This is a genomic window from Shouchella hunanensis (assembly GCF_028735875.1).
In the GTDB taxonomy this organism is placed as follows: Bacteria; Bacillota; Bacilli; order Bacillales; family Bacillaceae_D; genus Shouchella; species Shouchella hunanensis.
Map to the genome: position 1 here is coordinate 3,954,687 of NZ_CP117834.1, position 26,291 is coordinate 3,980,977.

Consider the following 26,291-nt stretch of genomic DNA (forward strand, 5'->3'; position numbering starts at 1 on the left):
TCACCTAACTCTCTAGTAATTGTTTTGATTCCTCTAGTCGAACAGAGACGATTCTCGAAACGCCTGATTCTTCCATCGTTACCCCATATAATACATCCGCGCCTTCCATTGTGCCCTTACGGTGCGTGACGACGATAAATTGAGTTCGAGTCGAAAACTCCCGTAAATACTGAGCAAAACGGCTGACATTCGCTTCGTCTAAAGCTGCTTCTACTTCGTCAAGAACACAGAATGGAACTGGACGAACTTGCAAGATTGCAAACAACAAAGCAATTGCGGTTAATGCCCGCTCTCCACCTGAAAGCAAGCCGAGCTGCTGCTTTTTCTTCCCAGGAGGTCGTGCAACAATATCGATCCCCGTTGTTAACGGTGCACTTGGGTCTGTTAAAACCAAGTCTGCGTCCCCGCCACCAAATAATTTCACGAACACTTCTTGGAAATGCGTACGAATACTTACAAAAGTGGCCATAAACCGCTTGCTCATTTCCTCATCCATTTCGTCAATTGCTTGGTCAAGAGATTGACGCGCATCAAGAAGATCTGTTTTTTGAGCCGTTAAAAATTGATAGCGTCCATTAATTCGATCATACTCATCAATCGCACCTAAATTAATAACTCCGAGCTCTTCAATGGAGCGCCTTAGTAAAGCTAATTGTTTTCTAGAATCGTCCAATGGTTCTGCTAACGGATACTGTTGTTTTGCACCTTCATAAGACAGCTCATACTCTTCTCGCAAACGATTTAAGCGATAATCTAAATCGACATCGAGTCGGTTCACACGGACTTCTAATGCCTGGCTTTTCGATAAGACGGTTTCAAGTTCTTCTTGATTTCGCTTATTTTCTAACCCTAATCGTTCATACTGTTCGTTATAGAGTCGCTCTTCTTCTTGTAGTGAATGAAGTTGCTGAGAGAGTATCTCTTTTTCAGCGTTTGCATCAGCAATTAAGGTTGTTAACGATTCTTTCGTCATCGTCTGTTCCCCTGAAGTAGAATGCAGCAGTTGATAATTTTCTGTTTCTATTGCTAGAACCCGCTTCACTTCATCAAACTGTTTAGTCGTCTCTGCTAATTGTGTCTGGTGATACGTTAATTGTTGTCTGATTTCAGCACGTGCTACCTTTAACTCCGTTAATTCCGCTTGACCTTTTTCTTTTGCCAGTTGTTCATGATCAAGCTGAAGCTGGAGCTCTTCAATACGCTTTTCTAATTTTTCTGCTTCGGCAGCAGCTCGCTGTTCGCCTACCTCAATTTCCTTCAGACGATGTTTCGTTGCATCGCCTTCTTGCTTTTCACTTGCTTTCAATCGTTCTAGACGCTCATACTCTCGCTTCGATTGAGTCACTTCTAGCTCTTTGTTCTGGTAGCGTTCTCGTACTCGTTCGTACTCCGTTGTTAAGGCTAGTTCTTCTTTTTGCAGCTGTTGAATGTTCTGTTGTTTTTCAACACGAGCTGTTTTTAAATCTGTTACTTGTTTTTCAAGGGATTCAATCGCCTGATCGAGCTGTTTTTTCTTTCCATCCAGTTCTTCTTTTTCACGTTTTCGACTCAACAAAGAAGATTGATTTTGTTTAACACTCCCACCTGTCATCGAACCACCAGGATTCACCACATCTCCATCCAATGTGACGATTCGATAACGGTGGCCCAATTGCTTAGCGATACGGTTTGCAGACGTTAACTCTTCTACAATAATGGTTGTGCCGAGCAAAGATTCAACGATGGGACGATAGGAATCATCAACATGAACAGCTTCAGATGCCAAACGAACAAATCCCGGTTGACCTTTTAAACCATTGGCTACTGCCTCAGGCATTGTACGTGGCTTAATCGTGCTAACAGGAAGGAATGTGGCTCGGCCAGCACGCTTTTCTTTTAAATAGCCAATCGCGGCACGAGCGGCTTGGTCCGTCTCAACTATGACGTGCTGCGCTTGTCCACCTAAAGCAATGTCAATCGCTTTTTCAACTTTTTGTGGTACATGAATTAATTCTGCGACAGCACCAATAACACCTGTTAGGTGCTCTCTCTGTTTTAAGACTTCTTTTACACCGTGGAAAAATCCAGAAAAGTCGTCTTCCATTTCTTGCAACGCTTCTCTTCGTCCATCTACTTTTTGCATCAATTTGTACGCTTCGTAGAGCTTTGTTTCTTTTTTAAATAACGCTTCCTTTGCTTCTTCTTCTGATGCTAGAAGCGTGCGTAACGCATTTTTTTGTTCATCTAGCTGCTGTTTTGTTGACTCCAGCTCGTTTTTCTCAAGAGATAACCCTTGTTCGCCTAATTCAAGAAACTGTTTTACCGTCGCCAATTCGCTTTCACTTTTAGTTGAGAAACGCTGTCTTTGCTCCACTTGTTCCTTTAAATAGCGGCGTTCATTTCGTAAGGAGGCCTGTTCATTTAACCATTCAATATAATCCCCTTTTGCGTCTTCAATATCTGCAGCAATGGTTTCTTTTGATTGAGAAAGGGATTGTTCAATCTTTTGGTAGGCAGAATCAATTTCTTTACTCTTATCCTTTAACGATTGGTAAGTTTTTTCAAGAACGTCTTTCTTTTTAGCCAACTGTTCTTGTTCAGCTTTTTTTTGAATGAGTAACTGCTTGCTCTGTTGTTCATCCTTTTGTTTGCTTCGTTGTTTCTCTTCTAAAATGCCTTTACGGCCTTCATTCTTTTCAAGTTCTTCACTAACTTGAAGGTAGCGTTGCTGAATGGTCGAACTTTTCTCTCGGCTCAAGCGTTGTTTTTGTCGAATCGAATCTAATTCGTCTTCGTTTATTGCAAGCTGTTGGCGTTGTTCTCCAATCATAGCTTTTAGTTTTTTTAGTTCTGCTGTTTGACTCTCCCACTCTGTATGTAAATGAGAAATTTCTTCCGTTGTGACGGCTATATCAAGGTTTTCTTGCTCTTCTTTAAGGCGTGTAAATTCTTTTGCTAATGCCGCCTGTTCCCGAAGAGGCTCAACCTGATCTTCTAATTCATTTAAAATATCGTTTACACGATGCAAATTTTCTTCGGTTTGATTTAACCGCTTTTCTGCTGTTTGCTTCCGGGTTTTATACTTTAATACACCTGCAGCTTCTTCAAAAATCAACCGTCGCTGCTCTGCTTTACTACTTAATATTTCTTCAATCTTCCCTTGACCGATAATGGAATAGGCTTCTCGTCCTAACCCAGAGTCAAGAAATAAATCGGTGACATCTTTTAAGCGACAGATTGTTCCATTTAATAAATATTCACTATCTCCAGACCGGTATAGTCTGCGAGTCACTCGCACTTCACTATAATCAATTGCTAAATGCTCGTCTTCGTTATCTAATATAAGAGATACTTCCGCCACATTCACTGCTTTTCGTGTGTCGCTCCCTGCAAAAATAACATCTTCCATTTTCGCTCCACGCAGCGATCGTGCGCTTTGCTCGCCTAATACCCAGCGAATCCCATCGGAAATATTACTTTTTCCACTTCCGTTTGGTCCGACAACGGCCGTTACGCCTTGGTCAAAATCAACTTGTATAGGCTCGCCAAAAGATTTAAATCCTTTGACTTCTATCCGTTTAAGGAACATAAACTTCCCTGCTTTCTTACTCAATACTAACTTGTTTGATTCACAATGAACCACCCTATTTTATCACATAAAGAACCTCTCGTAATCCAGAAAACCAATTCGTAGTTTTGTTTATAGAGAAAACATGGTATCGTAAGTTTATTCTTACTAAGGAGGACAATTCTATGAGTCAATCTCTGTCTATAGATGAAGTCGAGGCTTTACTGAATGATATGAAAAAGAAGTTAAACATTGTAAATGCTAGCGTCATTAAAGCAGACGCTGTTAATGATCGTAAACACCAAGATCTACTTGCCTTACATACGCACGTCATGAGACAACCATCTTTTTCCATCAGCGAACTAGATGAAATTGTTCAAGAGCTTGGACAACTTCGGGAAGAAGAATAAAAGAAAGCTAGAAAAAAGGAGCCGTGCCGCTTCTTTTCTCTAGCTTTTTTTCCAATTGAGCGCATCTAACGCTTGCTTTGCCGCTAACTGTTCCGCTTCTTTTTTTGAGCGACCTGTACCACTTCCGATCGTCTCATCATTTAATCGGACATTCGATACAAACTCACGATCATGAGCTGGTCCACGTTCTTGGACGATTTGGTATTTAATCTGCCCCCGATTATCTCGCTGTACAAACTCTTGAAGCTGGCTCTTGAAATCCATTTTATGGGTGAAGGCACCTTCTTTTATTTTCGGGTACATAAATCGTGACAGAAATAAGAAAACGGCATCTAGCCCTTGATCTAGATACAAGGCTCCGATAAACGCTTCAAATACGTCAGCGAGTAGCGCCGGCCTCGTTCTACCACCAGTAACTTCTTCTCCTTTTCCAAGCAACACGAGCTGACCAAAGTGCAGCTCTTCTGCAAACATGGCGAGAGACGGTTCACAAACAATCGAAGCACGCAGCTTCGTCATATCTCCTTCACTCATTGATTTATATGTTTTAAATAAATACTGTGAAACAGCAAGTTCTAGTACAGCGTCGCCAAGAAACTCCAGCCGTTCATTATCTGATGATGAGAATATACGTTGCTCATTCACATAGGAGGAATGAGTAAATGCTTGAATCAACAGTTTGCGATTTTCAAATGTTAATGACGTTCGCACGAGTAAATCATCAAACTGACGTTTCTGAGCTTCTGTCAGTTCTAAACGGCGCTGTGTTCGTTTTCGATCATTTGACCTTGGTTTTCTTTGAAATTTAGATGGTTGTACCATACACTTACCTCCAGATGCTGGAGCTCAAAAAGTAAAAAGAGTTCGTTCTTCTTATTTCTTTCTCCTGTCATCATTTTAACAGATTCTTGCTGTTCTTTATATGTAAAGATGTGTTAAAGAGCCCTAACAGGTTCGCTGAAAGGGCTCTTTTCAATCGGTTATGCGTTGTTATTTATGTAATCGACAACATCCTTAACCGTTGCAATTTTTTCTGCGTCTTCATCAGCAATTTCCATGTCGAACTCATCTTCAAGCTCCATTACAAGCTCCACCACATCAAGTGAGTCAGCTTTAAGATCGTCTTTAAAAGATGCCTCAAGCGTTACTTCTGATTCTTCTACACCTAAACGGTCAACGACGATTTTCGTTACGCGCTCCATTACGTCAGCCACACTAGTCACCTCCTTTCAAAAGTACTGGCAAAGTAAAATTGTACTGACACAAGCCGTACGTGTCAAGTAGCCTTTTACGGCATTGCCATTCCACCATCTACGTGAAGGGTTTGTCCAGTCATGTACTTGGCATCTTCACTCGCTAAAAAGCGAACAACACGAGCAACATCGTCTGGTTCCCCTAACGTACCTAACGGAATTTGACCAAGTAACGCCTCTTTTGAGTCGCCACTTAACTCATCGGTCATATCCGTCGTAATAAAGCCTGGCGCAACGGCATTTACTAAAATATTTCTAGATGCAAACTCTTTCGCTAGTGTTTTTGTCAAGCCAATAACTCCAGCTTTTGCTGCAACGTAATTGGCTTGGCCAGGGTTTCCAAGCACACCAACAACAGATGCGACATTAATAATACGCCCAGAGCGCTGTTTCATCATTTGGCGACTAACGCCCTTTGCACAAAGAAATACACCTTTTAAATTTATATCTAGCACATCGTCCCAATCTGATTCTTTCATCCGCATCACTAAATTGTCTTTTGTTATACCAGCGTTATTCACTAGAATGTCAACAGAACCAAAACGATCAACCGTTTCTTTTATCATGGTCTTTACTTCATCTTCATTGGCAACGTTTGTTTGTATCGCGACTGCCTCTTGACCAATTGCTTTAATCTCACTAACAACTTCTTCAGCTTTCGCTTGATTTCCTGCATAATTTACAATGATATTGGCGCCGTTTTTCGCCAATTCGAGCGCTATCGCTCTACCGATCCCTCTTGATGCACCGGTAACAATCGCTGTTTTTCCAGTAAACATGGCTATTCCCCTTTCAATATCCCCAATACTTTGTCGAAGGAAGCTTGATCCTGAACAGCATGGGCTTGTACTTGGCGGTTGATTTTTTTCACAAGACCCGTCAACACGTTGCCTGGACCAATTTCAATAAATGTATCCACACCTAACTCAATCATACGGTTGACACTTTCTTCAAATCGAACAGGTGAATAAAGCTGTTCTGCTAAAAGCGCTCGAATCACTTCAGGAGCGTGTACCTCATCTGCCGTTACGTTCGCAATAACTGGAACCATTGGCATTGTAATCGTTGCACTATGTAATTCACTTTCGAATTGTTCTGAGGCTGGCTTCATTAGAGCAGAATGAAATGGTCCACTAACAGCAAGAGGCAACGCTCGTCTGGCTCCTTTTTCTTTTGCCAAAGCGCTTGCTTGCTCAATGCCTGTCGCTGTACCAGATAAGACTATTTGACCTGGACAGTTTAAATTTGCAACGTTCACAACGTTACCCGCTGACGTCACTTCCTCACATATAGACTGAAGAGTCTCTTGATCCAGTCCTAGAACGGCAACCATAGCTCCTTGACCATTTGGTACCGCTTGTTCCATCAAAGTGCCCCGCTTATGTACAAGACTGACCGCCTCTGCAAAGGGCAACGCTTCACTTGCTACAAGAGCTGAATATTCGCCTAAACTATGACCAGCAACATAGTCTGGCTGAATGCCTTCCTTTTTAAATAATTGCAACAAGGCCGTACTCATTGTCACAAGCGCAGGCTGTGCATATGCTGTTTGCTTTAACGTATCTTCTGGTCCTTCTTTCATTAACTCACTAATTGAAAAGCCTAAAGCCGTATCCGCTTCTTTTACAACGGCTGACGCTTTCTCATTTGTCGCGAAATAATCTGTACCCATTCCGACTTTTTGGGAACCTTGACCAGGAAACAAAAACGCCACTTTACTCATTTTCCTGCCTCCTATTTAATAATAAATTGGCTTCAATGACAGCGACTACGTCTTGGTCTACCATCTCTTTTGCCTGACGAATAGCATGAAAGAATGCATTTGCATCTGAAGAACCATGTGCTTTAATTACCGGTGCTTTTAAGCCAAATAAACCTGCACCACCGTACTCCGAGTAATCCATTTTCTTTTTCAAGCCAGTGAGCTTCGGTTTAAGCATTCCTGCCGCTAGCTTCGCTGAAATCGAACTAGTGAGCTCGGTTTTCAACATAGAAAACAGCATTTTAGCTGTTCCTTCTATTGTTTTTAAAACAAGATTACCGGAAAAGCCGTCACAAACGACAACATCGCAGACACCGTCGAGCAAGTCTCTTGCTTCAACGTTCCCGACAAAATGCAATGTGCTCTCCTCTAATAAACGGTAGGCTTCTTTTGTTAGCTCTGTTCCTTTTCCTGCCTCCGTGCCTACATTTAATAAGCCAATTCTTGGTTTTTTTACTTGATGGATTTTTTGCATATACGCATCACCAATTACTGCATACTGAAGAAGATGTTCTGCTTTTGCATCCATATTGGCTCCAACATCAAGCAATAAGAACCCATTCCCGTCCTTTGTCGGCAACATTGGTGACAAAGCTGGTCGATCAATTCCTTTCTGTCGTCCAACGTAAAGCAAGCCTGCCGTCATAAGTGCGCCTGTATTCCCAGAAGAAATGCACGCATCTGCATTTTGAGATTTCACTTCATTTACAGCTAGCACCATTGAGGCATCTTTTTTTCGTCTAACGGCCGTTGTAGGCTTATCTGTATCTAGAATAGATTCCACAGTATGAACCATCGCTATTCTGTTGTCAGAATCAGCCAGCAACGGCTTCATCTTCGTTTCATCACCGATTAATGTAATTTGAAGATCCGTAAACTCTTTTACAGCACGAACCGCCGCTTCTACTTGTGCATGTGGCGCATGATCGCCGCCCATTGCGTCAATTGCAATTTTCATGATCAACCGCCCTCTTCTTCTGTGTCATGTTGCTTAAACATGACAAAGTCACCGTCAAATACAATTTCTTGATTCACTTTACTTGTAACCGTCACTTTTGTTCGATCCCCATGGGTGTCAACAACTTCAGCCTTTGCAATGACACGCTCTCCAAGATGTACAGGTCGTTTAAAGTGAATATCTGCCTTCGCCGTCAAAACCAGCTCATTGTCCATTAAAGCAACTGCGAGAGAATTCGCTTGTGCAAATAAATGATGACCACGAGCAATTCCGTTGCGAGCAAATACATGCTCTTCGTTTACTTCAAACATAGAAATCGCTTGTTTTTCAAGGACAAGATCAATAATTTCTCCAATGACTTCATCAGGTGAAAGCGAGATAACCGTATCTCGGTGCTGATAAGCTACGTCTTTAATCCGTTCTCTTAGTTCAGGTATATTCTTTTCCATCCGGTCTAAACGAATGGTCTGTATACTAACGGAAAAATGCTCAGACAGTGCTTCATCTGTCATAAATGGATTTTCGTTTAACAATTTGCTTAATTGTAGTTGTCGTTCTTTTTTCTTTAATCGCATCGTTTGCTTCTCCATCCGTTTATCTACCATTCGTTTTATGACTAGGTACTAAGACTAGTATAAAGTTCTTTGATCAAACCTTCAAGGGTTAATCAATTTTTTCTCCTTCATATGCGCCAATTTCTTTTAAATAGAGGGCTAAATGCGCATACTCTTCATCATTCTCAAGAACATTTGACGAAATAATGACATCGGCATCTTGTCGAGCGGTTTCTAGCGTTCGATAATCATGGACAACATCCGCAAGCTTGAAATCTGGCAAGCCACTTTGTTTTGAGCCAAAGAAATCACCTGGTCCACGTAATTCCAAATCACGTTCAGATAGTACGAAACCATCGGTTGTTTCAGTCATGATGCGCATCCGTTCCTTACCGACTTCTGATTTAGGCTTTGCTACTAATATACATGTCGATTGCGCGTCTCCACGCCCTACTCTACCCCGTAACTGGTGCAATTGCGCTAAACCGAAACGATCCGCATCATAGATCACCATGACGGTTGCATTCGGAACGTTTACACCAACTTCAACAACCGTTGTAGACACAAGGAGCTGTGTGTCATTTTTCGCAAAGGCATTCATTACGTCCTCTTTTTCCGCAGCTGATAAACGTCCATGCATTAATCCGACCTGAATGTCCCCTTGATAATGGTTTGTAAGCATCGTATAAAGATCAATGGCATTTTGTACGTCAAGTTTTTCTGACTCTTCAATAAGCGGACTAATGACGTACGCTTGATGTCCGGCCTTCACCTCTTTTTCAATAAATCCAAGCACTCGCTCAAACAAATCGTGGGTCACCCAATACGTCTCAATCGGTTTACGCCCTGCTGGCAACTCATTAAGCACCGATACATCCATATCACCAAACACCGAAATGGCCAATGTTCTTGGTATGGGTGTCGCAGTCATAAACAATACGTCCGGACTTCCCCCTTTATTTCGTAACACTCGTCTTTGCTCGACGCCGAAACGATGTTGTTCATCGGTGATAACGAAACCAAGGTTTTGAAAAAAAACGTCCTCTTGAATTAATGCATGTGTTCCTACGACAATGTCTACTTCTCCTGCAGCAATTTTCTCAAGTAGCACTGACCGCTTCTTCCCCTTCACAGAGCCAGCTAATAGCGCAACAGATAAACCTAGAGGTTCAAACCAATCGGCTAACGATTTTGCATGCTGTTCTGCTAAGATTTCTGTTGGTGCCATTAGAGCGCTTTGAGCTCCTGCTTTTACAACCGCGTACATACAGGCAGCTGCAACAGCTGTTTTTCCAGAACCCACATCCCCTTGAAGCAGCCGGTTCATTCGATAAGGAGAAGAGATATCTGCTAAAATATCGTCAACTGCTCGGTTTTGTGCACCTGTTAATGTGAATGGCAATTGGGCAAAAAACGAATCTAGTTGATTCCGCCCTACAATCAGCTGCCTACCTGATTGCAATTCACGATTTTGCTGCTTAAATACTCGCATTCGAAGCTGGAAGTAAAGCAACTCTTCATAAACGTAGCGTCTTCTCGCTTGTTTAACCAAATCCGGATGAAGTGGATTGTGGAGATGACGTATGGTTTCTGTTTTATTTAATAGTTTATACCGTTCTCTTATTGTTGCAGGAAGAGGTTCTACAATCTGGTTGGCATACATCTCTAGCGCCACTTTTATCCAGCGTTGCAGCTGTTTACTTGAAATGGTGCTTGTTGCATGGTAAACAGGCTCAACATTGCCTTGCCGCTCGATTTCACCAAACTTCAGTTCACTTCCGGTAATTGTTAGTCGATGGGCATCCCATTTCCCTGTTACCGTCACTGTACTGCCAAGTTTAATTTTTGTTTTTAAGAAGGCTCGATTGAAAAAAATTACCTGAACGAGCACACCATCAACAACCATTCGAAAGCTTAATCGATTTTTCTTCTTACCGAAATAGCGGATAGAAGGCTCATTTTGAATGGTTCCTATCATCGTCACTCGGTCTTCGTGAGCCACGTCTCCTGGAGATTTAAGGGAATAATCTTCATAGCGAAATGGAAAAAACTCTAAAAGGTCTTGGACGGTATTGATCCCAAGACCTCCTAACGCCTTAGCGCTTTCCTCGCCAATGCCTTTTACTGTATCTACACGTAACTGAGACAGATTCACTTTGTACGCTCAGCTGTCTTTCCAAAAACAGCTGCCTCCAATCGACGTCCAGTAGGTGTCGCAGCAAGTCCACCTTCACCTGTTTCTCGCAATGATTCTGGCATAGTCTGACCAATTCGGTACATTGCTTCAATCACTTCATCACATGGAATTCTACTTTCAATTCCAGCAAGAGCCATATCTGCAGCCGTAATCGCTAGAGAAGCACCTGCGGCATTTCGCTTAACACAGGGTACTTCAACAAGTCCGGCAACAGGATCACATACAAGACCGAGCATATTTTTTAGTGCAATTGCCATCGCATGAGCAGATTGCTTTGGTGTACCACCTGCAAGTTCTACTAAAGCAGCTGCCGCCATTCCTGTTGCGGAACCTACTTCCGCTTGACAGCCTCCAGCTGCTCCTGAAATAGATGCATTATTCGCGACAACAAACCCAAGAGCTCCGCTCGTAAAGAGAAAAGCAAGTTTTTCTTCTTCAGACGGATTTAATTTTGCTTCTACACCAAATAGCACACCTGGAACCACGCCGGCAGACCCAGCAGTTGGCGTCGCACAAATTGTCCCCATGGCAGCATTGACTTCATTTGTCGCCATGGCATTCGCTACTGCTAGCAGGGTTGTTTCTCCACCAATCATGTTTCCTTTACGAATGTATGCAGCGAGTTTTTTACCATCGCCGCCTGTTAAACCGGAAACAGAAACGACATCTTCTTCGATCCCTCGTTTAACAGCCGCTTCCATCGTGGCTAAGTTGATGCGCATTTTATTTAGGATTTCTTCACGGGATTTACCTGTAACATCCATCTCTTGATGAATCATTACTTCTGAAATTGAGCACTGTTTTTCTTCCGTTAATGCTAGCAGTTCTGACACATTTCGAAACATCCTTATCCCTCCTTAGTCGTGTATTTTTGTCACATGGGTAATATGAGGTAAGTTCTCTAATGGTTCCAATATGGATTCGTCCACATTTTGATCTACTTCTATAACCATGAGCGCTTGCTCACCTTTTTCCTTCCGAGACACTTCCATATGCCCGATATTTAGCTGATGTTTTGCTAATAAATTACTAACAGCAGCAATAACACCGTACCGATCTTGATGAACAACGAGAATGGCAGGATGATTCCCTGATAACCGAAGAACAAAGCCGTTCAATTCAATAATTTCAATTTTCCCTCCACCAATGGACACACCTACAAGTTCAAACGTCTCTTTTCCTTTATATAGTTTGATTCGAACTGTATTTGGATGGTGATCAATAGCACCTTCTTCAAAAATAGAAATCGTCAACTTGGCTTTTTCGGCTTCTTCGTACGCTTGGCGGATTCGTTCATCATCCGTTTCATAATCAAGCAATCCCCCAATAACAGCAACGTCGGTTCCATGACCTTTATACGTTTTCGCAAATGAGCCATAAAAATGTAAGTCGGCATGATCCGGCAATTGACCAAACAGCGTTCGTGCTACTTTTCCGATACGCGCAGCGCCTGCTGTATGTGAACTGGACGGACCAATCATAACTGGACCTATAATATCAAATACCGTTCTATACTTCATCGTTTCGCCTCCAACAAAGAACCAAAAAGGTTGCCATCAATGACAGTTGGCAACCTTTTTGTTACTTAGAATCTACTTTTGTCATTGATAAGGAAACCGTTCCTGGCCCGACATGCGCACCAATAACCGCACCGATCTCTGTTATGACCAGCGAATCAACGGTAAAAGCTTGTTTAATTTCCTCCGCTAATTTTTGCGCAAGCTCTTCATTAACTGCATGTGATATTCCTACTTGAACAGACTCGTTTCCAAATTGCTCTTGCAGCAATCCCATCATACGAGATACTGCTTTTTTCTGTCCCCGCACTTTCTCATGCGGATACACTTCGCCATCTTTGTTTAGTGACAGAATTGGCTTCATTTTTAAAAGCGAGCCTAACAATGCAGACGCCTTCCCAATTCGACCATTCTTTTGAAGAAATTCAAGCGTATCCACCATAAAATAAACATTGGTATCGTTCAGCATTTGCTCTAAACGGGCTTGACACGTTGCAAGGTCAGCGCCTTGAGCTGCCAATCTGGCAACCTCTACAACGATAATACCAATGGCATATGAAGCACGCTTAGAGTTGCATACGTGGATCGTTAGTTCATTTGCTAGGGCATCCTTAGCAATTAACGCGGCTTGCACCGTCCCACTTAATTGAGCCGATAGATGAATAGACAAAATAGCCGCTGTGTCATCTTCTGCAATGGAGCGATACAAATCTTCAAATTGCTGTGGTGACGGCTGTGATGTTTTCGGCATGACGTCTGTTTCTTTTAAACGCTTATAAAAATCACGAGGCTGAAGGGTCACGCCGTCTTCAAATTGCTCATCACCAAAATGGACATTTAACGGGATCACCGAAATATTTAGTTCGTCAACAAGAGCGTTTGGAATATCCGCTGTTGAGTCAGTCACAACTTTCACTTTCGCCATTGAACGTTCCTCCTCATTCATTATTCAACAGAAAAGATATAAGAATATAGAGGCTGTCCACCTTCAACGACATCAATCTCTACATCCTCTGCATGCGTTTGAAGATAAGCTTCTAGTTGTTCTGTTACTTCTTTACTTGAACCTTCCCCAGTAATAATCGTAACGACTTCAGAATCGTCGTCGACCATTTCACTAAGAAGATTCTTTGCTGTTTTTACTACATCTTGACCATTAGCAACGATTTTCTTATTAAAAATGCCCATAAAATCGCCTTTTTTAATGGATTGACCATCCATTTCCGTATCACGAACAGCATAGGTCACTTCACCAGTCTTAACATCCTTCATAGCTGCTTCCATTGCCGCTGCATTTTCTTCAATTTCACGACTTGGATTAAACGCAAGTAAAGCAGCTAACCCTTGAGGAACCGTTTTTGTTGGCACAACGACACAATGAACATCGGCCACTTCTGCAGCTTGTTCAGCAGACATGACAATGTTGCTATTGTTAGGCAAGATAATGACATGTTTAGCGTGAACTTCCTTGATGGCTGATACAATGTCTTCTGTACTTGGGTTCATCGTTTGACCGCCTGCAACAACCTCATTTACTCCTAAACCTTTAAAAATCTTTTCAATACCAGCACCGACGGAAACAGCTACCATAGCAAATTCTGCTTGTTCTTTCGGTTTAGAGGCTTTCTCTGATTTTTTCATAGCATGAGAATCAGACAAATTTGACTGCTGTTCGCGCATATTTTCAACTTTCACTTGAACAAGTGAACCAAATGCTTGCGCTTCTGTAACCACTTGCCCAGGGTACTCTGCATGAATGTGTATTTTTAATAGGTCATCATCAGATACAACTAATAATGAATCTCCATACTCACTTAGCTTTGAACGAAACTGATCTTCATCATATGGGTTTTGGGCTAATTGCTCAGCGTCAAACTTCACCATTACTTCTGTACAATAACCAAATTCAATGTCACTCGGATCCATGTCTCCATGACCGTTATGGTGGTGCTCGGCTCGAATGAATTCGTCCATCTTTGGCTCTTGTAAAATCTGAAGGGATTCTCCTCCTGTAAGCGCTTGTAGAAACCCGACATAAATATATAATAAACCTTGTCCACCAGAGTCAACCACACCTACTTCTTTTAAAACAGGAAGCAAATCTGGCGTACGCGCAAGGGATCGTTCACCTTCTTTTATAACCGATGTTAAAAACGGTTCAAACGCTGTTTCTTTTTTCGCTATTTTAACAGCGTGCTTCGCCATCTCTTTTGCAACGGTTAAAATGGTTCCTTCAACAGGCTTCATAACTGCTTTATACGCCGTCTTAACGCCTGCTTCCATTGCGTCAGCGAATTGTTCAGTTGTTAATTCCTTTTTTCCCTCAAGTTCTTTTGAAAACCCGCGAAAGAGTTGCGATAGAATGACACCTGAATTTCCTCTTGCGCCCATTAACAAGCCCTTTGCAAATGCAGCTGCCACTTTACTCGCTTCATCAAGTGATGCTTGACGCACTTCCTTTACCCCTGAGGTAATGGTTAAGTTCATATTCGTACCAGTGTCTCCATCGGGTACAGGAAATACGTTAAGCGAATCCACAACCTCCGCTTTTTTCCCGAGCTCATTTGCCCCTTCTATAAACATGTGCGCAAGCTCTTGACCTTTCAGTTTCCTTGTCACCTTGTCTTCCCCCTTTACTCCTATGGATTCGTGACACGAACCCCTTGTACAAAAATATTAACTGATTCTACATCAAGACCGAGCATTTTTTCCAAATGATATTTTACTTTTGATTGGACGTTATGCGCAACCTCAGATATTTTTGTACCATAACTGACGATAATGTACATATCTATATGAAGTTCATCTCCGTTTTCTCTCGTAATAACACCACGTCTGAAATTTTCTCTACCAAGTAGGTCACTTAATCCATCTTTAAATTGTTTTTGTGAAGCCATTCCGACAATTCCGTAACAATCGATTGCGGCACCTCCTGCAATAGTTGCAACGACATCTTGAGACACATCGATTGTGCCAAACTGAGTTTTCAATTCAATAGTCATGGTTTGCCTCCTTCAATAAAATACAGTGTGCATACGTATCAATATCTTACTATATCACCTACCATTTTAAAAGTCATTTTTTAGTCAAGGAGATTTACTTGTCTTTGCTTATTGCTTTCTGCTGATGGCTATGCTAAGATACTTGGGTGACTAAGTCATCGTGATGAAAAACGAGACTGTTTTTAAGGAGGTGCCACTGACATGGCTCGTGAATGTTATATTACTGGTCGTAAAGCGCGTTCTGGAAACAAGCGCTCTCATGCAATGAATAAAACAAAGCGCCGTTGGGGTGCAAACGTACAGAAAGTTCGTATCATGGTAGATGGAAAACCTAAACGTGTATACGTTTCTGCTCGTGCACTTAAATCCGGAAAAGTAGAACGTGTTTAATCAAAAAAAACGCCTTGCAGTTGCAAAGGCGTTTTTTTTGATTAGTCTTTTTTAAACGAGCCAAGCATAACTCTAACAAACCCTCCCAAAAACTTCGGTAGCTTGATCGTATAGAATTTCATAGATCCTCCTCCTAAAGAGCATTTGAGCCGGCCCTTGCTCTAAAAATGTCGTTCGAGTACACATTACGAATAGATGAAGTTCTGATGCACTTGCTAGAGACCATCGTCTCGCTAGCTCTTTACCAATGCATAGAACTTTTTCTATCACCGAACGTGTCCACCCGTCGTTACTCTAGCGTATGCGGGAGAAAAGGAAATCAGACCTACTTTATCCTCGAATTTCTGCAATCGCTTTCTCATAGTGATCGGCTTGAAAAATAGATGACCCTGCTACTAAAATGGTCGCACCTGCTTCTACGCACGCTTTCGCCGTTTCCACATTGATACCACCGTCCACTTGTATATCGACTGGTAGTTGGTATTCATCAATTAAAGCGCGCAGACGCTTTATATTGTTTAACGTCGTTGGGATAAACGACTGCCCGCCAAATCCAGGATTCACCGTCATCTGAAGTACAAAGTCAACATCTTGAATAACAGGAATAACGACGTCCGCATACGTGCCTGGATTTAAAACAACACCTGCTTTAAGTCCTGCCTGTTTAATGGAGTGAATCGTTTTATGTAAATGATTTGTCGCTTCAACGTGAACGCTTATACAATCTGCTCCCGCTTTAGCAAAATACTCAATTTGATTTTCAGGCGCTTGAACCATCAAATGAACATCAAGTGGCAGGCTTGTTAACGGTCGGATCGCTTCCACCATTTGATGGCCAAACGTAATAGGTGGTACAAATTGACCATCCATTACATCTATATGAATCCAATCAGCTCCTGCATGTTCTATTTCTTTTACATTCTCACCCATTCTTGAGAAGTCACTAGCTAAAATGGATGGGGCTATTTTTATCATCGTTAATATCTCCTTTTCTGACTTTTTACTTCTTCTAAAAATTGAAGGTAGTTGTCGTATCTCGATTGCTGAATCTCTCCTTCTTCCAGCCCTCTCTTAACACCACAGCCTGGCTCTTTATCATGTAAACAGCCGCGAAATTTACACTCGTCCATTCGTTCAACAAACTCCGGAAAATAAAAACGTAACTCTTCTTGCTCCATTTGCTCAAAGTCTAATGAGCTAAACCCAGGAGTATCCGCTATTAAACCTTGCTCGATTTCAATTAATTCCACATGTCGAGTCGTATGTTTTCCACGTCCTAAATGACTGGAAATCTCATTCGTCTCTAAATTCATCCCTGGTTTTAATAAGTTGAGAAAAGAAGATTTCCCGACTCCTGACTGACCAGCAATAACCGTTACATTGTCTTTAATAAGTGGTGTTAACACACTAAAGTCTAGCTCCGCTTTTGAGGAAATATACCGTACTTGATAGCCGATTTTTTCATAAAGGGAGACAAATGACTGAATGTCCCTCTTCTCCTCATTTGTAAGTAAATCCATTTTTGTTACGATAATGATTGGCAAGATCTCTTGTCTCTCTATATGAACGAGAAAGCGGTCAAGAAGTGCTGCTGAAAAATCAGGTTCTTTAACGGAAAAAAGTAAAAACGCTTGGTCAACATTTGCAATAGGTGGTCGCACAAGTTCATTGCTACGTTCTTGAATATCCATAATATACCCATCTGTTACATTTTCTGCTTGATATTCTACATGATCGCCAACAAGCGGCGATCGCTTTTGTTTACGAAAGACGCCTCTTGCTCGACACTGTATGATCGTTCCTTTGTCATACACGTAATAATAGCCTGCCAATGCCTTCATAATCAATCCACTTGGCATGCAACTCCTCCTTAAAAAGGCGCGAAATTCGCGCCTTTATTCTTCATATTCATACACATCCGATTCTCTATTAAACTCGTCATCAATAAATACTTCATACGAGCCTGGGTAGCTTGGACTAACTCGTAAATCAATCGTAAAATCCGTTGACGTCGTAATCGTCTCTTCTACAACAACCCGCTCATCACCTTGGGAATTGGCATCTGTTGCAACGATTCGTACAGCAAAGCTCCGTTCCTCTGATTGATGTTCTTCTGAAACCACAACCGTTTGTGTAATTCGATAAACCGAGCTTGGCTCTTCTTCTTCTGTAGGGTCTTCTACAGGGTCAGCGGCGACTGGGTCCTCTACTTCCCCTTCAGGTTGTTGAGGGACTTCTGGAGTTTCGTCTGGTTCGCTTGGTTCAGGCCCTCGGGATAACACAATTTCAACACGGTCGCCTTGTTCCATTGTTGTTAAAGGCTCAGGTGATTGACGAATAACACGTCCTGCTGGTATATCCTCATCATGCTCACGCTCAAACGTACCACGCAAGCCCTCTGCATTAAAATACGCCCGAACATCTTCTTCGGTTTGATTGACGAGGTCATCTAGCTGAATGGTTTCTGGAACAGCAACAGTGAGTACCACCGTCGTATCGGCTGGAACAACGCTTGAACCATTTGATGGGCTTTGTGAAATGACGGTTCCTTCTTGGGCACTATTATCTTCTCTAGACTGCTCTTCCACTTCAAAACCAAGCTGCTCAAGCAAACGCTCCGCTTGTGTAAACGTATAACCAGAGTAGTCATCTAACGTTACTTCTTCTCTCGATGCTACGACATATAAAGTGACTTCCGATCCTTCTTTTACCGTACGCCCAGCTCGAGGAGATTGATTGGCTACTTGTCCCGGTTCATATTCATCTGTTGAGATTGGCTCAACATTTGCAATAAGCCGTTGGCTTTCAATTTCCTCAATTGCTTCGTTCTCTTCCATTCCTTCCACATCAGGAATGGTTGTTTCTTCTACAAAAAACACTTCACTCCACAACGTTAGCGCTAGGATAAATGCCCCTATTATCACACCAATACCAATGATGCTAATCCAAAGCCATTTCTTTTTCTTTTTCGCTGGCTTTTTTGTTTGTTCTGCTTCCTTTTTTTGATCTTCCTGTTTCGCTGTCTCTACCGGGACGTCGTCTTGTTTTTGAACAGGAATCTCGATCGTTTTGTCTTGATCTTCATTATTTGTAAAGCCTGCTACAATCGGTAGTTCCTTTGTTTTTTCTTCATCATCGTCTTCTAGTTGTGTATGCAACTGCAACGATTGATTTGGATCTAACGCCATATCACAAGCCCAGATCACGTCTTCAGCAGAATTAAACCGTTGGTTCGGGTCTTTCATCGTTGCTTTTTTAATAATGTCTTCCACACTTTGCGGAATACTCGATACTAGTTCTCTAGCCGACGGAATTTCATTTTGCAAGTGCTTAATCGCAATAGATACCGCAGTATCTCCAGAAAACGGAATTCTCCCTGTTACCATTTCAAACAGAACAATGCCTAGCGAGTATAAGTCAGACCGGTACGTCACATGACCGCCACGAGCTTGTTCTGGAGATAAATAATGGACCGATCCCATGACTGAATTTGTGTGGGTAATAGTCGTTGAGGTCATCGCACGAGCAATCCCAAAATCGGTTACTTTTGCTTCGCCATCTTCGCTAATAAGGATATTTTGCGGTTTCATATCACGATGGACAATTTGCATGGCATGGGCGTGTCCTACTCCATGCAAGATTTGTTTAAAATAGTCAAGAGCCGTGGCAATATCTAAAGGGCCATCTTCTTGAATGACTTCTTTTAGCGTACGGCCCTTGACATATTCCATGACAATATAATAAAGATCTTCTTCTTCTCCAACGTCAAATATATTGACAATGTGAGGATTGTTCAAACTTGTCGCTGCTTGCGCTTCTCTTCTAAAACGCTTAATAAACTGTTCGTCTTTTGAGAATTGAGGCTGAAGTACTTTTACTGCGACATGACGATCTAAAATAACATCCAGTGCTAAATAGACATTCGCCATCCCGCCTCCGCCGATGCTGTCCAATACGACGTAGCGGTCGCCAATTCGTTCTCCAATCATGTTACTCAAGCTCCTCCGTAAATCGTACTAACGCAACAGAAATATTATCTTCGCCTCCACGGTCATTTGCCCGTGCTATTAGAGACTTAGCAATTTGGGACAGCTCATCCTCACGGTTTAATTCTGTAGCTAGTTCAGTATCTTTTACTTTATCAGAAAGCCCATCGGAACAAATCATTAACAAGCGAACAGAGTCGGCGGCAATGGTTTCTGTATCAACTTTTACGACAGGTTCTGTGCCAAGGGCTCTTAAAACGATATTTTTTCGCGGATGATCTTCTGCTTCCTCATGAGACAATTGTCCGTTTTTCACAAGTTCGGCGACAAGGGAATGATCCATCGTTTGCTGCTTTAATCCTTCTTCTGTTAACAAATACAAGCGACTATCGCCAACATGAGCGATGGCGATATAGTCTTCAGTGCAAAAAGCAGCAACAGCTGTCGTTCCCATCCCCTCACAATCTTTATTTTCCTTAGCATGCGTAAAGATTGCTTGGTTCATTTCAACAAAGGTTTCTTGTAGAAAAGCTTCTGCTTCTACTGCAGACAAGGAAAGTGGTAGTTCATCCCAGTTTTTCTTCATAATCCGAAGGGCTATAGCACTTGCCACGTCACCAGCTGAGTGCCCTCCCATACCATCAGCAACAAATGCTAGTGTTCCTGTTGAAGAAGATAAAACCGCACCATTATCCTCATTATTCGAGCGAACTTTTCCAATATCAGTTAAAAATGTCGTGCTCTCTATCAAATCCATCACCTCAATTTTTGAATGGCTTATTCTTGTCACGAAGACTAGGCGTGCTTTAACGCAACCATAAAAAATCCATCTGTTTGAAAGTCTTGCGGAAGAATGGTTAAGCCGTATTGACCAAAACGACCATTGTCTCTTACTTGCTTTGGTAAGCGCTCAAATGCTGCTTCATCAACAACAAAAGGATGCGTTGAAAGAAACGCCTCAACAACACGATCATTCTCTTCATGATCTACGGTGCACGTACTATACACGAGCGTACCAGTAGGCTGCACAAATTGGCTCGCATTCGCTAAAATAAGCTGTTGTGTATGTGTGATGCGATTTGTATCTTCTTCGGTTTTTGACCATCGAATGTCCGGCTTCCGGCGAATCACACCGAATCCGGTGCAAGGTGCATCAACAAGGACTCGGTCATAAGCGTGTTCTATTCGATCTGTTAATGTCTTAGCGTCTTGCGTGTCTGCCGTTACATTTGGTAGCTGCAAACGCGCCACTTGTTCATTGATTAATTTAATCTTTTGCTTATGTAAATCAAAAGACGTCACACTTCCTGTTCCGTTCAATGATTCTGCTAAATGAGTTGATTTTCCTCCAGGAGCAGCACATGTATCTAGTACATCCATATTTTCTTCAGCACCCACTAGTAGTCCTACAAGCATAGAAGCTTCGTCTTGAGCTGTAAAATAGCCGTGCTGATAAGCTACTGTTGAGAATGGATTGCCTTTCTTCACGATAATAGCGAGATCAGGAAGTAGCTCTGAAGGAACGACTTCCACTCCTTCCTCTTCTAACTTGCTGATGACTTGTTCAACGGTCGTTTTCATACGGTTCACCCGAAGACTCGTTTCAGGTGGTTCGTTGTTTATTAATGCCATCGCTCTTGCATCATCATAGCTATACTGTTCTATCCATTTTTTTAACAGCCATTCAGGATGACTTGTCTCAATAGCTAAGCGAGTCACTTCATCCTCTATAGTGCTAAACGTTGGGAAGCCCTCACGTTGAATGGAGCGGAGCACACCATTTACTAGTCCACTTATTCCTTTATGTCCCCGTTTATTGGCAATGGTCACTGCTTCGTGAACGATGGCCCGATCCGGAATACGATCCAAATAAACCATTTGGTAAACAGAAAGACGCAGCAACACATCGACCCACAGCTCTCGTTTCTTCTTGCTTTTGTTTAAAAATGGTGATAAGTAATAATCAAGTGTTAACCGCCGTGCAACTGTTCCATAAACAAGTTCTGTTAACAGACCTGTATCTTGATGACTTAGTCCAGCTTCTTTTAACGTATGATTAACGAGTAAATGGCTATAGGCTTGGTTCTTTTCAATTTTAACTAACGCATCCATTGCGACTTCTCGTACGGTTGCTTTATCTTTCGTCATGCTGTACTCCTAAATGATTTGAAATAGTAAATTGATGTGCAATTAAGCTAGCATCGACCGCTTTCTTTCCTGCAAGCTGAACGTTTTGCAAACACAAAACTGTTCCTTCTCCACTTGCCACATAGACTCCCTCTTTTGCTGTCCGAATAATAACACCAGGCTGTTCTGACGTTCGTTCATTTGTCGCCACAGCAACCCACACTTTTATACGTTTTCCATCCATCCACGTAAACGCTCCTGGCCATGGCCGCATGCCTCGAACTTGATTGGCTAGCTGCTGTGCAGTTTTTTCCCACTGTAACTCTTCTTGTTCACGACGAATGTTTGGTGCAAATGTTGCTTCTTCATGCACTTGAGGAACAGGTTTTGCTCGTTTTTCACGTAAGTCTTCTATTGTCGGAATAAGCAATTCAGCGCCTAGCTGACTAAGCTTTGTGTGCATCGTGCCTACATCGTCTTGATCATGAATTGGAATGGCTTTTTTTGAAAGGACATCACCAGCATCCAGTTTTTCTTCCATATACATAATAGAAATACCTGTTTCCTTTTCTCCATCAATAATCGCTTGGTGTATAGGCGCACCACCTCGATATTTTGGAAGTAACGAAGCATGAACATTAATACAGCCGAGCACAGGTGCATCAAGTAGCGCTCGCGGAACGATTTGGCCGTAAGCAGCTGTAACAATGAGATCCGGCTTTAAGGCTATAATGTCTGAATAGTCTTCACGAATTCTTTCTGGCTGTAAGACCTGAATGCCATGCTTTTCTGCCTCTACTTTTACAGGGCTGGGCGTAAGCACACGCTTTCGTCCAACTGGTCGATCAGGCTGTGTAATGACAGCTATAACCGTGTAATGCTCAAGTAATGTTTTTAAGATCGGGACTGAAAAATCCGGTGTCCCCATAAAGATAATGTTCACGTTCTTCACTCCTGTCCTTACATAAAAAAGTACGGATGGACATCCATACTAATCGATAACCGTTTCGTTGTTGTATCCCGTTGGTAGTGATGCAATACGGTTTCTAACGTCTCATATAATTTCGGCTCATGCTTATATTTTATCACGCATTGATAGCGATATCTATCTTTGATACGGGCAATAGGCGAGACAACAGGACCAAGAATAACCGTTTCTTCGCTTAAGGTACGCTTTAAGTAATCCGCTATTTTTCCGGACGTTTTTATTACTGTTGCCAGGTCTTGATCGGAAATGGTGAGAAGAGCCATATAATAATATGGTGGATAGCCACCTTGCTTACGAATTCTCATTTCACTTGCGAAAAATTGCTCATAATCATGTTGCTTAACAAGCTGAATGCTGTAATGTTCTGGCGTGTATGATTGAACAATCACTTCTCCTGTTAATTCTGCTCGTCCCGCTCGACCTGCAACTTGTTCTAGCACTTGAAACGTCCGCTCTGCGCTTCGAAAATCAGGAATATGCAGCATAGAATCTGCAGCGAGGACGCCGACTAACGTAATGTTTGGAAAATCAAGCCCTTTTGCAATCATTTGGGTACCAAGTAAAATATCACCTTTGCCTTGTCCAAAAGCATCGAGTAATGTCTTATGAGAGCCTTTCTTTCTAGTTGTGTCGACATCCATTCGAATAACGTTCGCTTCTGGAAAATATTTATACAGCTCTTCTTCCACTTTTTGCGTGCCTGAGCCGAAGAATCGAATGTGCTCGCTTCCACACTCCGTGCACGTCGTTGGCATTGGTTTCTCGTCGCCACAGTAATGGCATTTTAATGAATGCCCTTTACGATGGTAGGTGTAAGAGATATCACAATAATCACATGTTGCCACATACCCACAATCTCTACACATAACAAATGTTGAATAACCACGACGATTTAAAAATAGCACCGTTTGCTCTTTTCGATCCAACCGCTCCCTAAGCCCTTGAAGCAACGCTCTAGAGAACATTGAACGATTGCCATTGCGAAGCTCCTCACGCATGTCCACAATTTCTACTTCAGGCATCGGCCGCGCATTTACTCGTTCTTGCAATGAAACCAACGTATAGTTGCCTTTCTTTGCACGGGCAAACGTTTCAACTGATGGGGTCGCACTTCCTAATAAGACTGGCGCTCGATGGTTCGCTCCACGGTATTTCGCAACATCTCTTGTGTGGTAACGTGGTGCTTCTTCTTGTTTGTAACTTGATTCATGCTCTTCATCAATAATAAGTAAACCGAGGTTTGTAAATGGTGCAAATACAGCAGAACGAGCACCTACAACAACACTAACTTCTTTTCGGTGGATCTTTCGCCACTCGTCGTATTTTTCTCCATTGGATAAACCAGAGTGCATAATAGCTACTAAATTGCCGAATCGAGCTTTAAAGCGATTCACCATTTGTGGGGTAAGAGAGATTTCCGGAACAAGCATGATGGCTTCTTGGCCTTTTTGAAGTACTTTAGCAATGGCTTGTAAATAGATTTCCGTTTTACCGCTTCCTGTAACACCGTGTAGTAGCACCGTTTCATACCGGTCTTCCTCAATGGGACGAGAAATAACTTGGAGTGCCTCTTGTTGCTTTGGTGTTAATACAAGCGGCTCAGACCTTGTAAATGTATCATTGCTTGTCGGATCTCGGTACACTTCTTGTGCCCATTCCTGAACAAACCCTTTATCAAGTAAAGCTTTTAGGGTTGCACGACTCGATTTCGTTTCAGCTATAGCTTGCTGTGACGGTAAAGGTCGCTGCTTCCCTTTCAAGAATTGAATCAGTTCATACTGTTTCTTTGCTTTTCGCTGTAAGGATTCTAGCTCTGATTCGCGTACATCGCTAACTGTAACAAACCGTTCTGTTTTCATTTTTGTATGAGCCTTTGTTGCATATTCAATTTCAACAAGGCCTGCTTCAAGAGCCTTTTTCATTGTGAGAAGATCGCTAGGTTCCCCTTTTTTTAGTTCATCCCAATTCAAATGATTTCCATTGCCAAATAGGGTACGTATCTGCTCGGGCAGCTCTGTTCTTTCGACCCTCATTTGAATGATCTTAGAAACTTTTGTCTTTAATGCCGCCGGTAACATCGCTTGAAAGGCAGTAACTTGAAAGCAAATCGTTGCCTTTGCTAACCATTTGCCAAGGGCTAACAATTCTTCGCTTAAAACCGGTACAGGATCAAGTACTTCAATAATAGCTTTCATATTCTTGACGTCACTTGTTTCGGTTCGCTCAATCACAAAACCTTGAATTTTTCGCGGTCCAAATGGTACGACGACCCGAATACCTGGCTGAACAAGCGTCTCCCATTCGCTTGGAATCTTATAATCAAAGAGTCGATCTGTCTGTGCAGTAGGTACGTCTACGATAATGCGCGCAATCACAAGGCGCCGCTTCTTTTCATATAGGCTTCAATTTCATCAAAAATATGAAGAGCCACATCTTTCTTTGATGCAAGTGGATAACGTTTCTCATAATGGTCTTTTGCATAAACAGTCACGATATTTGTATCGTGATCAAACCCTGCGCCTTCCGTTGTAATATTATTTGCAACAATGAGGTCTAGGTTTTTTCGTTCAAGCTTGTCTTTTGCGTAGAATTCGACGTCTTGAGATTCAGCTGCAAACCCAACAAGCACTTGGCTCTGCTTTAACTCACCTAGTCGCTTCAACGTATCGCGGGTTTTCTTTAGCGGTAAAGACCATTGATTCGTTTGCTTTTTACGCTTTTGATTTTCGACTATTTCAGGAGCATAATCTGCCACTGCAGCAGACTTCACAACAATATCAACATCATTAAATCGCTTTGTCACTTCCTCATAGAGGTCTTCAGCTGATTGTATCGATACAACCTCTACACCACTAGGAGGCTTTAACCCTGTTGGTCCTGATACAAGCGTCACGTGAGCTCCGCGATTTCTCGCTTCTGTCGCAAGCGCGTAGCCTGTTTTGCCAGAAGAATAGTTCGACAAATACCGAACAGGGTCGATTTTTTCCCGAGTTGGACCTGCTGTAATTAATACGCGCTTTCCGGTAAATACGGTTTGATCTAAACACATTAGTTGAACGAGCTCTAGTAAATCTTCCGGCTCAGCCATTCGACCTTTGCCGACCCATCCACAAGCTAAATATCCTGCATTCGGTTCAATTACTTGAAAGCCATACGCTTTTAATTGCTGCAAATTTCTTTGCGTGGCTGGATGATCATACATATTAACGTTCATAGCTGGAGCAAAAACGACAGGTGCTTTTGTTGCTAATAGCATCGTCGTTAACATATTATCAGCGATTCCATTTGCTACCTTTGCCACTGTATTTGCACTAGCAGGTGCAACAAGGACAAGATCGGCTTGATCTGCAATATCAATATGTGCAATCTTTGTTGAATCAGGCTCATAAAATGTATCCGTATAGACTTCATTTCTAGACAGAGCTTGGAATGTCGTTGGAGCAATAAACTGTTTTGCAGACTCGGTCATCACAACATAGACGTTAGCCCCAGCTTGTGTTAGTTTGCTCACTAATGCTGCGCTTTTAAAAGCAGCAATTCCTCCACTTACTCCAATAACGATTGTTTTGTTTTTTAACACTTTGGCCACCTCGCATAAAA

The 26,291-nt window shown here is 42.2% G+C and carries 24 protein-coding genes; 2 read left to right on the top strand and 22 right to left on the bottom strand.

The features are described 5' to 3' along the window. Positions 1–4: 4 nt before the first annotated feature. On the bottom strand, positions 5–3,568 hold the full coding sequence (smc, locus tag PQ477_RS20300; protein ID WP_274272768.1) for a chromosome segregation protein SMC: 3,564 nt from the start codon (positions 3,566–3,568) through the stop codon (positions 5–7). 164 nt (positions 3,569–3,732) lie between these two features. Here smc and PQ477_RS20305 point away from each other — a divergent pair, with 164 nt between their 5' ends. After that, positions 3,733–3,957, top strand: a complete 225-nt coding sequence (locus PQ477_RS20305; RefSeq protein ID WP_052008161.1) for a DUF1128 family protein — start codon at positions 3,733–3,735, stop codon at positions 3,955–3,957. 39 nt (positions 3,958–3,996) lie between these two features. Here PQ477_RS20305 and rnc read toward each other — a convergent pair whose 3' ends face one another. The 12 genes from rnc to PQ477_RS20365 form a co-directional block, all read right to left on the bottom strand. After that, the gene (gene rnc / locus PQ477_RS20310; protein WP_144559187.1) at positions 3,997–4,779 is read right to left on the bottom strand and encodes a ribonuclease III; all 783 of its coding nucleotides are present in this window, start codon (positions 4,777–4,779) and stop codon (positions 3,997–3,999) included. Positions 4,780–4,937: 158 nt separating this feature from the next. Next, positions 4,938–5,171 (bottom strand): acyl carrier protein, encoded by a 234-nt coding sequence (gene acpP / locus PQ477_RS20315; protein WP_035396930.1) that lies wholly within the window; start codon positions 5,169–5,171, stop codon positions 4,938–4,940. A 74-nt stretch (positions 5,172–5,245) separates the two neighbouring features. Beyond that, positions 5,246–5,989, bottom strand: coding sequence for a 3-oxoacyl-[acyl-carrier-protein] reductase (gene fabG / locus PQ477_RS20320; RefSeq protein WP_035396929.1), 744 nt, complete (start codon positions 5,987–5,989; stop codon positions 5,246–5,248). Positions 5,990–5,991: 2 nt separating this feature from the next. After that, the gene (fabD, locus tag PQ477_RS20325) at positions 5,992–6,933 is read right to left on the bottom strand and encodes an ACP S-malonyltransferase (protein WP_035396928.1); all 942 of its coding nucleotides are present in this window, start codon (positions 6,931–6,933) and stop codon (positions 5,992–5,994) included. Then, positions 6,926–7,930: a phosphate acyltransferase PlsX gene (gene plsX, locus PQ477_RS20330; RefSeq protein ID WP_035396927.1), complete on the bottom strand. Its 1,005-nt coding sequence runs from the start codon at positions 7,928–7,930 to the stop codon at positions 6,926–6,928. The genes fabD and plsX overlap by 8 nt, the downstream gene beginning before the upstream one ends. A gap of 2 nt (positions 7,931–7,932) precedes the next feature. Next, complete coding sequence (gene fapR / locus PQ477_RS20335; protein WP_035396926.1) at positions 7,933–8,505, bottom strand: transcription factor FapR; 573 nt, start codon at positions 8,503–8,505, stop codon at positions 7,933–7,935. Between the two features lie 88 nt (positions 8,506–8,593). Continuing rightward, entirely contained in the window at positions 8,594–10,639 is a 2,046-nt protein-coding gene (gene recG / locus PQ477_RS20340; protein WP_274272769.1) for an ATP-dependent DNA helicase RecG, read from the bottom strand. Further along, positions 10,636–11,526, bottom strand: a complete 891-nt coding sequence (gene sdaAA / locus PQ477_RS20345; protein WP_035396925.1) for an L-serine ammonia-lyase, iron-sulfur-dependent, subunit alpha — start codon at positions 11,524–11,526, stop codon at positions 10,636–10,638. Before sdaAA ends, recG begins: the two co-directional genes overlap by 4 nt. Before the next feature lie 12 nt (positions 11,527–11,538). Then, a complete protein-coding gene (sdaAB, locus tag PQ477_RS20350) occupies positions 11,539–12,201 on the bottom strand; it encodes an L-serine ammonia-lyase, iron-sulfur-dependent subunit beta (RefSeq protein WP_035396924.1) in 663 nt (220 codons plus the stop codon). Positions 12,202–12,262: 61 nt separating this feature from the next. Continuing rightward, positions 12,263–13,123 carry a DegV family protein gene (locus tag PQ477_RS20355; RefSeq protein WP_274272770.1) on the bottom strand — a complete coding sequence of 287 codons (861 nt, stop codon included), beginning with the start codon at positions 13,121–13,123 and terminating at the stop codon, positions 12,263–12,265. 20 nt (positions 13,124–13,143) lie between these two features. After that, positions 13,144–14,781, bottom strand: coding sequence for a DAK2 domain-containing protein (locus PQ477_RS20360; RefSeq protein ID WP_144560486.1), 1,638 nt, complete (start codon positions 14,779–14,781; stop codon positions 13,144–13,146). Between the two features lie 56 nt (positions 14,782–14,837). Then, on the bottom strand, positions 14,838–15,200 hold the full coding sequence (locus tag PQ477_RS20365) for an Asp23/Gls24 family envelope stress response protein (protein WP_035395148.1): 363 nt from the start codon (positions 15,198–15,200) through the stop codon (positions 14,838–14,840). 201 nt (positions 15,201–15,401) lie between these two features. Between PQ477_RS20365 and rpmB the strand changes: the two genes are divergently transcribed. After that, entirely contained in the window at positions 15,402–15,590 is a 189-nt protein-coding gene (rpmB, locus tag PQ477_RS20370) for a 50S ribosomal protein L28 (protein ID WP_035441949.1), read from the top strand. Positions 15,591–15,631: 41 nt separating this feature from the next. Here the strand turns inward: rpmB and spoVM are convergent, their stop codons facing one another. The 9 genes from spoVM to coaBC all read right to left on the bottom strand — a co-directional run bounded on the left by spoVM (position 15,632) and on the right by coaBC (position 26,271). Beyond that, complete coding sequence (gene spoVM, locus PQ477_RS20375) at positions 15,632–15,712, bottom strand: stage V sporulation protein SpoVM (RefSeq protein WP_035395149.1); 81 nt, start codon at positions 15,710–15,712, stop codon at positions 15,632–15,634. Between the two features lie 208 nt (positions 15,713–15,920). After that, positions 15,921–16,565 (bottom strand): ribulose-phosphate 3-epimerase, encoded by a 645-nt coding sequence (rpe, locus tag PQ477_RS20380; protein ID WP_035395150.1) that lies wholly within the window; start codon positions 16,563–16,565, stop codon positions 15,921–15,923. A 2-nt stretch (positions 16,566–16,567) separates the two neighbouring features. Then, entirely contained in the window at positions 16,568–17,449 is an 882-nt protein-coding gene (gene rsgA, locus PQ477_RS20385; protein ID WP_035395151.1) for a ribosome small subunit-dependent GTPase A, read from the bottom strand. A 36-nt stretch (positions 17,450–17,485) separates the two neighbouring features. Beyond that, positions 17,486–19,579, bottom strand: a complete 2,094-nt coding sequence (gene pknB / locus PQ477_RS20390; RefSeq protein WP_144559189.1) for a Stk1 family PASTA domain-containing Ser/Thr kinase — start codon at positions 19,577–19,579, stop codon at positions 17,486–17,488. A gap of 1 nt (position 19,580) precedes the next feature. Beyond that, positions 19,581–20,327 carry a Stp1/IreP family PP2C-type Ser/Thr phosphatase gene (locus PQ477_RS20395; protein ID WP_432813883.1) on the bottom strand — a complete coding sequence of 249 codons (747 nt, stop codon included), beginning with the start codon at positions 20,325–20,327 and terminating at the stop codon, positions 19,581–19,583. A 44-nt stretch (positions 20,328–20,371) separates the two neighbouring features. After that, a complete protein-coding gene (rsmB, locus tag PQ477_RS20400) occupies positions 20,372–21,724 on the bottom strand; it encodes a 16S rRNA (cytosine(967)-C(5))-methyltransferase RsmB (protein ID WP_144559191.1) in 1,353 nt (450 codons plus the stop codon). Beyond that, entirely contained in the window at positions 21,711–22,631 is a 921-nt protein-coding gene (gene fmt, locus PQ477_RS20405; protein ID WP_432813907.1) for a methionyl-tRNA formyltransferase, read from the bottom strand. Before fmt ends, rsmB begins: the two co-directional genes overlap by 14 nt. A 32-nt stretch (positions 22,632–22,663) precedes the next feature. Continuing rightward, positions 22,664–25,066, bottom strand: coding sequence for a primosomal protein N' (gene priA, locus PQ477_RS20410; protein ID WP_274272772.1), 2,403 nt, complete (start codon positions 25,064–25,066; stop codon positions 22,664–22,666). Next, a complete protein-coding gene (gene coaBC, locus PQ477_RS20415) occupies positions 25,063–26,271 on the bottom strand; it encodes a bifunctional phosphopantothenoylcysteine decarboxylase/phosphopantothenate--cysteine ligase CoaBC (RefSeq protein ID WP_274272773.1) in 1,209 nt (402 codons plus the stop codon). The genes priA and coaBC overlap by 4 nt, the downstream gene beginning before the upstream one ends. Between the last annotated feature and the right edge of the window lie 20 nt (positions 26,272–26,291).

What these genes read in the sequence shown, in the direction of transcription:
- smc (WP_274272768.1), bottom strand. Translation starts at nt 3,568, where the DNA reads ATGTTCCTTAAACGGATAGAAGTCAAAGGATTTAAATCTTTTGGCGAG.
- PQ477_RS20305 (WP_052008161.1), top strand. Translation starts at nt 3,733, where the DNA reads ATGAGTCAATCTCTGTCTATAGATGAAGTCGAGGCTTTACTGAATGAT.
- rnc (WP_144559187.1), bottom strand. Translation starts at nt 4,779, where the DNA reads ATGGTACAACCATCTAAATTTCAAAGAAAACCAAGGTCAAATGATCGA.
- fabG (WP_035396929.1), bottom strand. Translation starts at nt 5,989, where the DNA reads ATGTTTACTGGAAAAACAGCGATTGTTACCGGTGCATCAAGAGGGATC.
- fabD (WP_035396928.1), bottom strand. Translation starts at nt 6,933, where the DNA reads ATGAGTAAAGTGGCGTTTTTGTTTCCTGGTCAAGGTTCCCAAAAAGTC.
- plsX (WP_035396927.1), bottom strand. Translation starts at nt 7,930, where the DNA reads ATGAAAATTGCAATTGACGCAATGGGCGGCGATCATGCGCCACATGCA.
- fapR (WP_035396926.1), bottom strand. Translation starts at nt 8,505, where the DNA reads ATGCGATTAAAGAAAAAAGAACGACAACTACAATTAAGCAAATTGTTA.
- sdaAA (WP_035396925.1), bottom strand. Translation starts at nt 11,526, where the DNA reads ATGTTTCGAAATGTGTCAGAACTGCTAGCATTAACGGAAGAAAAACAG.
- sdaAB (WP_035396924.1), bottom strand. Translation starts at nt 12,201, where the DNA reads ATGAAGTATAGAACGGTATTTGATATTATAGGTCCAGTTATGATTGGT.
- PQ477_RS20355 (WP_274272770.1), bottom strand. Translation starts at nt 13,123, where the DNA reads ATGGCGAAAGTGAAAGTTGTGACTGACTCAACAGCGGATATTCCAAAC.
- PQ477_RS20360 (WP_144560486.1), bottom strand. Translation starts at nt 14,781, where the DNA reads ATGTTTATAGAAGGGGCAAATGAGCTCGGGAAAAAAGCGGAGGTTGTG.
- PQ477_RS20365 (WP_035395148.1), bottom strand. Translation starts at nt 15,200, where the DNA reads ATGACTATTGAATTGAAAACTCAGTTTGGCACAATCGATGTGTCTCAA.
- rpmB (WP_035441949.1), top strand. Translation starts at nt 15,402, where the DNA reads ATGGCTCGTGAATGTTATATTACTGGTCGTAAAGCGCGTTCTGGAAAC.
- spoVM (WP_035395149.1), bottom strand. Translation starts at nt 15,712, where the DNA reads ATGAAATTCTATACGATCAAGCTACCGAAGTTTTTGGGAGGGTTTGTT.
- rpe (WP_035395150.1), bottom strand. Translation starts at nt 16,565, where the DNA reads ATGATAAAAATAGCCCCATCCATTTTAGCTAGTGACTTCTCAAGAATG.
- rsgA (WP_035395151.1), bottom strand. Translation starts at nt 17,449, where the DNA reads ATGCCAAGTGGATTGATTATGAAGGCATTGGCAGGCTATTATTACGTG.
- pknB (WP_144559189.1), bottom strand. Translation starts at nt 19,579, where the DNA reads ATGATTGGAGAACGAATTGGCGACCGCTACGTCGTATTGGACAGCATC.
- rsmB (WP_144559191.1), bottom strand. Translation starts at nt 21,724, where the DNA reads ATGACGAAAGATAAAGCAACCGTACGAGAAGTCGCAATGGATGCGTTA.
- fmt (WP_432813907.1), bottom strand. Translation starts at nt 22,631, where the DNA reads ATGGGGACACCGGATTTTTCAGTCCCGATCTTAAAAACATTACTTGAG.